A 6,110-nucleotide genomic window follows, 5' to 3' on the forward strand; every position below is an offset into this window, starting at 1 on the left:
AGGTCGTTGGCCTGACGGCTTCTGGACCATAGACTTCGGCAACCGGCAACCGGTCAGTGGTGAACCAGGAGGATGAGCATGTCGGCTCTGGTGTTTGGTTTGGTCGTCCTGCTCGGGGGCTTATTTTGCTTGGCAATCTCCAACCCGCTGGCCAAATTGGTGACCAATTGGAATCTCTTCATCCATCAGGACGCTGACGTTCTGGAGGCCTATAGAAGTATGAAACGTCGCGAGATACGACTGATTGCGAAAGTGTTCCTGGTCTTGGGAGGCTGCTTGATTATCGGGGGCCTCATTGGGTGGAGTCTGGGGGCCCCATAGCCAGCCGGCGGCTCCCAGTATGGAGATATATGCGGGAAATAAGTCAGGATGAACCAGGTCCCATGCCCGCCCTGTAGAGCAGTCGCTGCCCCTGGCCAGCGCCCTCGGTGGTCTTGGATCAGGCCGTCCTCGTGGTCCTGAATTACATTGACATACTCAGGCGTCGCCGGCCGAGCCCAAGATGTCGATGACACAGCTTGGTACCCAGCTGCACAGAAGGCGATAGCTTCACGTATCGCCCAAGGCACTTTGGCCGCTTTCGTCATCGACGGTGAGCAACCAACGATTGTCGGCGAGAACCACGAGAGGGCACTGTTGCTGGCCTGCGCTGTGGTGACGCTTGAGGATCGTTTACCTGGGCCCGGGTTCCCCCGCGGGACGAGCGGGTCGATGTCGTCCGTCTTCGTAGCACCAGAGCATCGTGGGCGCGGTTTAGCTCGTGCTGTGGTCTCTGCGGGGCTCTCATGGTTGGACGAAATGAGCGCCGAGGTCGTGGATCTACATGCAACACCTGATCCCGAGCGCCTTTACCGGTCCTTGGGATTCTCCGAAGCCAGATCACTGGCTCTACGCCGCGTCAACCATCCCTAATGGCGCCAGGTAGCAGGAACTCTGCCCACTAGGACGGGCGATGCAGGATCCGTCAACGTGTTGTGTTGGTCGTAAGAGCGCTTCCGCCCAAATGGACTGATGCTGCCCAGCGTATTGAGTTGCTGCTTTCCAATGGTCGCCGTGCCCGTTGGCATACATCGTGCCCCACGGCTCCCGAGCTGCCTCGTGGGAGGATCTCAGAAGATCGTACATGGCCGCGGCCCGACGATACATCGCGGCAGGGAGGTCGGTGCGAAGGCCAAGGTCCGCTTCATAACCATCCACGAATGCCGCGAGATCCCGTGCCGCTTCCTTGGGAGACCGCTGGGTATTGGAGAGTGTGAAGGCTTGGGCGGCGTAGGCAAGATCCCATAGCCGGGTGCTCGGCGCGGCAGCGTCCCAGTCGATGAAGGTCCATCGTTCACCGATGATGAGGTTCCACGGGGCGAGGTCGTTGTGACAAATGAGTTCATCGTCCGGACTGGGAATCGCCGTGATCCACGACGCGCCTGGGGCGGGCGTGAATGTTTCGCTCGCGTCGTGGATGGCCCGGACCATCGCTCCGACCCGGCCGAGTTCCGAATGCGTGAGTGGATCCGAATCGAGCGCAAGTCGCCCGGGAATCAACTCGGTGACTTGCCTACCCTGCTCGTCTTGGCCGAGGACAAAGGGAACATCGACACCCGCATGCCGAACTGCTGTCATGAACGCAAGAACACTAGGGGTTGCATCGGTCCATGGCTTGCGGACCGTGGCCCCGACACGCACGACGACGCCGCTGGCATTGCCCCCGTTGAGTAATTGCTCGTCTTCCATAGCTAAAAGACTAGCTTTCGAAAGTCGGATGCCCGTAAGCCCAAGGAACCTTGAACGGACACCGATTGAGTGCTGGTGGCCCCGATCTGCTGGTTAACGACGCATGATGACCCACTGACATTGGTTCGCTCCTTTTGCCTGAAGGTTGTCCTTCTCCTGACAAAAACGCTTGTGGCGGTATACGCTTCGAGAAATCTCGGCCTAGGCGGGGGCTATGAAGAGTCTTAAGGTCTTTGCTTGCCTCACTGCTGTTCTGTTCACGGGAATGACGGTTGCCTCGTGCGGTTCCAGCACGGGGGCACCGAACCCAAGCCAGACATCACCGACGCCATCGCGTGAATGCGCCCAATTCGTGTCTGGGGCCCCTTGCGAGAAATACACCAGCACGGCCGGCTCCGATGACGGCACACCAATCTCCTGGGTAACCGCCGGGGAGTTAACGGCACAACTGTCCAAACGCGGTTCGGATACCTACCTCACGGTTGTGATGCCCTGCGGTCCCCTTGATGCCGTTGTGACGATCAATGACAAGATCATGCGAATTACGGGGCAGAGGGCGCTTGGCGCCTCAGGCTGCATAGAGAACCTTGGGGAGAGACAGGGTTGGGTCCTTAAGTTCCTCGAGGGGAGCGTGGAACTGGGCTACAGCAACAACACCTTGACCTGGACGAACGGTAAGGACTCGCTTTCGTTCGTTACCAGCTGACGTTTCCGGCCAGACTGCGTCCCAGTTGCGGAACCCTGACCGGCTCACGGCGGTCCGGAGTTCAGGCCGTGGTGGTGCAGCCCGTTTCGTACTTAAGAAGGCCGTGTTCCTCGAGTGACGCCAGTCGGTAGGCCCCCGACTTCGATGTCTCCGGAACACAGGACAACGCCGTCAGAGTGGGCGTAAGAACGTCAATCAGAGAGCCACTGGATGCGAACTCTTGGGCCAGCAGATGCCAAGCTGTCCCGTCGTCCTGGTCGAGCAGGTAATACCTGAAGGTGTTGTTGCCGGCGTCGTGGGCAATCCCCGTTGCCACGAACGGTCCCTCCGCAGAGCGGAAGACTGTCACACGGTCGCCCAGATTCAGATCGTACGCGGAGGCTGGCACCCCGAGGACAGTGACCGTGCCATCGATTTCGGTTCGCCCGTTCAGTCGCTCCCAGTACTTGAAATTGTCAGATCCCACGGGCAAGGGAAACCACACTGTCTCACTCGCTGCTGCAGCCTCCGGCCACGGTTCCAGCACGCCGGCTCGCCATTGAGTAACCAGGCTTGGGTGAAGCCCGTATTCGTCCATGTGCCGAGCCTAAGCGGTCGGGGAAGTACAGAATTCTCTCCCACAGCCTCCGGCAGGGATGTTGCGTATTGACGCCTCGAAAACGTCCCCCTAAGCGGATCCTCTACTGACTCAGCGGTACGTCGGTTTCAAGGATCGACATGTAGTGGACGTCAATCCATTGCTCGTCGAACCACAGCGCGTCCCGACCCGTGCCTTCGTGGCGAAATCCTACTTTCTCATAGACATGCCGGGCGCGCGGGTTGAAGGCATAAACCTCAAGAGCTATGCGGTGAAGCCCAAGCTCGTGTATGCCATGCCGGACAATCAGCTCGGTCGCCTCACTGCCAAGCCCTCGGCCACGGCCTTCCGCGCCAAGGAAGGCGCGGAAGCCGCAGGAGCGATTCAACTCGTTCAAGTCGTTGAGCACGACTTCTCCCACCATCGCGTTCGTCGCCTGATCGATCACGGCGAGGACGAGACGGTCATCAGCGGAGCTCCAGCGTTCGTACGTCACGCGGAGGTCATCAACAGTCCAAGGCAGCGTCGTCTGGATGCTGGAGTGCACTGTCCCGGTCAGAATTGCAGCCTCGGCGTCCTGGAGCATCCGATGCACTATAGGTGCGTCCTGAGCCCGAATCGGTCGCAGTTTGACGCGTAGTCCCTCGATTGTCGGCTTAAGCGTGAAGATCGTGGTCATGCGGCCAGTCTCTCAGAAACTTTCAGAACCTCGCCCGTGAGCCGGTCAGTTAGAGGAACCGACATCCAACATGAGGACCCGATTAGGATTCAAAGTCCTGCTACGTCTTGTCATTCGCAGCGGTCCCGTGTTGCGAATCGGGCAACGGCCCCGTGTCATTACCTGCACCTTTGCTCGAATCAGGGGGAAGCGCCTTCGGCCTCAAGGGGAGTTTCGACCCAGCTGCGACGACCAATGCCCCTACGACCACGAGAACCATTAGGTATGACCCAGGCTCGGCGGCGCGGCTTGGCGTTCTGGCCTGAGCCCTGCGCGACACGGCTTCGGAAACCTGCTGTTTGTAGAGTTCAACAGCCAATTCGGGTGGAAGCCCTGACGCAATGGGGTCAGGCGACGGCCACGGGGCCTCAGACTTTACTGTCGCCTCTGTAATGGGACTGGTGAAAACCGGGGGGACTCCAACGAAGGGCAGTGCGATATACGCCAGGCCGACGAACAATGCGGCCAGCGCACTCCCCAGTAGTCCGATCTGCCGCGTCACGATAGCCCTGGTCTCATTAATGAAAGCGTTCAACCGCACGTAGGATCTCTGCTCAAGAGCCGTGCTGGTGAGACTCCACGCGGGGTCGATAGTGCGAGGTGCCACAACATACGTTAAATAAATACTTGACAGCACCACAGCGACGCCTAAGAACGCAGGCGCTAGTATTCCCCTTACGGGGAGCGGGTTGTCCGTCACCGAAAACACATAGGCTAAAACTCCGGTGTAGAGTACTGCAATCGCTGCCGAAGCCTTCTGGATCGTCTCGGCAGCGAATTTTGATCTTTCTAGCGATCCCGATGCCAATGTGTAGAAGTGACTGTGCATCTCTTTGAGATTATCGAAATCCGCAGCATCGAGGACGACGCGTCGGCTGGTGTTTTCAGCCCGTTGCGCCGTTTTCCAAGCAGGCTCTACGACCGCGGCTTCGCTGGCTGCTGGATGTTTATCCCGCGCTCCCTCCCCAAATCCCAGTCGGGCCCAGATCTTGTCCCATCGCGACAAAAGACTCATTGCGCCCACACTTTAGTCAGCGTCCACTCGTCCCTGACCGGATCGACTTCTGACGGCGAGCCCAAAAAAATACTTTCCAGCCTTTTGCAGTGTGGCCCTTGCCAGGCTCGTCGCCCGACGGCTTCTCTTTGATATGAACAAGCAGGCCGTCAGGGTCACGGCCAAAGTCCCCGGCGCGATAACTGTCCAACTCGACCTCGCAAAAATGCTCTTCTGCCTTGAACAACATTGTTACCCCTAGCCCGTGTGCGCTCTAAGCATTGAATTCGAGAATGCTCAGGCTACTCGCGGCGGTGAGCCGCGTCTATGGGCAGCGTTTGGCCTATAAGAAGAATCCGATGAGAGGCCTATCGCCAGCATCTTAACAAACGGACTTCGCCACGCTCCGGCCGAGCACCCGACACGACTAAACGGTCGGGTTACCACCGGTCAGCCATATCCGCCCGATTTTCGGCGAGTCCTACGGTAGCCGTGATTAGGACAACTACGTTGATGCCTGATCCGGGGGACGGACGGCTCTGTGACCGGACTGAGGGCGGTCCCCGTCCCGCCAGCCGTCCGAAGTACCAAGACGTTAGCGTTGGCCCCGGCCCGCGAATTCGTCGTCCAGCTTGTACCCACGGAACTCGGTTCCAGATTCGGCTCGCCTTTGGCCCGCCTACCGACTGGCCAGGCTCAGCGAACTCATGACCTGCTCCGGATCAGTTGCCATGTCATGCTGTTCCCGACGCAGTCCTGCATGAACAGGTATCAGCGCGGACATTCCGGACCGGCCGCAACCTTGGGTCGATCTACAGAATAATCAGCAAGTCATGTTGTACGCGGCCCTGGCCACCATGACGTGGTGAACGCGAAAAACCCAACGGAAGGACGAACGAGGATGAACACCCAGCAGAGACCGGTACCCGGTCCGCCGTAGCCAGCCGCTCCCCCACACAACCGAATAGGCCGTTTCCGGGACCCCACACACCCGGAACATCAGATCAGAGGCGAGGGTGTGGACACTGTCCACACGAAAAAAACACCAAAAAGCCCCTGACCTGCGGAAACACTGTGCCCGAGGTGGGACTCGAACCGGGTTCCAGACCCTGCAAACACTGGACTCCCGCCGAAACATCCGGAATCCGGGCCAGTCCGGCACCGGAACAGCCCAGTCCGCGACCCAAAGTGTGGACACTGTCCACACCCCCAAATCTCCCCTCCAAGGCCTCCCCCAAACTGCCGCACCCCGCATCGACAGGGTGCGGCACTTCTGTGCCAAAAAACTTGATGTTGCAGGAGAAGTCCGACGGCGGCTGCAACCGGGTCATGCCCGCGCTCGTTGCCGAGTCTTGGGCGTGCAGCACGGCATGCTCAGCTTCTAGTC

The 6,110-nt window shown here is 59.2% G+C and carries 7 protein-coding genes; 2 read left to right on the forward strand and 5 right to left on the reverse strand.

What is annotated here, in order from left to right; all coding sequences use genetic code 11:
- Positions 1-570: 570 nt before the first annotated feature.
- On the forward strand, positions 571-912 hold the full coding sequence (locus tag BJG92_RS18680; protein WP_374199829.1) for a GNAT family N-acetyltransferase: 342 nt from the start codon (positions 571-573) through the stop codon (positions 910-912).
- Here the strand turns inward: BJG92_RS18680 and BJG92_RS18020 are convergent.
- A complete protein-coding gene (locus BJG92_RS18020) occupies positions 889-1,728 on the reverse strand; it encodes a phosphotransferase (RefSeq protein ID WP_232085345.1) in 840 nt (279 codons plus the stop codon). The genes BJG92_RS18680 and BJG92_RS18020 overlap by 24 nt on opposite strands.
- 214 nt (positions 1,729-1,942) lie before the next feature.
- On the opposite strand from BJG92_RS18020, the gene BJG92_RS18025 reads away from it, so the two are divergent.
- Complete coding sequence (locus tag BJG92_RS18025; RefSeq protein ID WP_232085346.1) at positions 1,943-2,434, forward strand: hypothetical protein; 492 nt, start codon at positions 1,943-1,945, stop codon at positions 2,432-2,434.
- Between the two features lie 61 nt (positions 2,435-2,495).
- On the opposite strand, the gene BJG92_RS18030 is transcribed toward BJG92_RS18025, so the two are convergent.
- From BJG92_RS18030 to BJG92_RS18045, 4 genes are all read right to left on the reverse strand, one after another.
- On the reverse strand, positions 2,496-3,011 hold the full coding sequence (locus BJG92_RS18030; RefSeq protein ID WP_232085347.1) for a DUF4265 domain-containing protein: 516 nt from the start codon (positions 3,009-3,011) through the stop codon (positions 2,496-2,498).
- Between the two features lie 103 nt (positions 3,012-3,114).
- Positions 3,115-3,690 (reverse strand): GNAT family N-acetyltransferase, encoded by a 576-nt coding sequence (locus BJG92_RS18035; RefSeq protein WP_232085348.1) that lies wholly within the window; start codon positions 3,688-3,690, stop codon positions 3,115-3,117.
- Positions 3,691-3,790: 100 nt separating this feature from the next.
- Positions 3,791-4,744: a hypothetical protein gene (locus tag BJG92_RS18040; protein WP_232085349.1), complete on the reverse strand. Its 954-nt coding sequence runs from the start codon at positions 4,742-4,744 to the stop codon at positions 3,791-3,793.
- A 16-nt stretch (positions 4,745-4,760) separates the two neighbouring features.
- Positions 4,761-4,973: a hypothetical protein gene (locus tag BJG92_RS18045; RefSeq protein WP_232085350.1), complete on the reverse strand. Its 213-nt coding sequence runs from the start codon at positions 4,971-4,973 to the stop codon at positions 4,761-4,763.
- Between the last annotated feature and the right edge of the window lie 1,137 nt (positions 4,974-6,110).

Source organism: Arthrobacter sp. SO5, from assembly GCF_020532805.1.
In the GTDB taxonomy this organism is placed as follows: Bacteria; Actinomycetota; Actinomycetes; order Actinomycetales; family Micrococcaceae; genus Arthrobacter.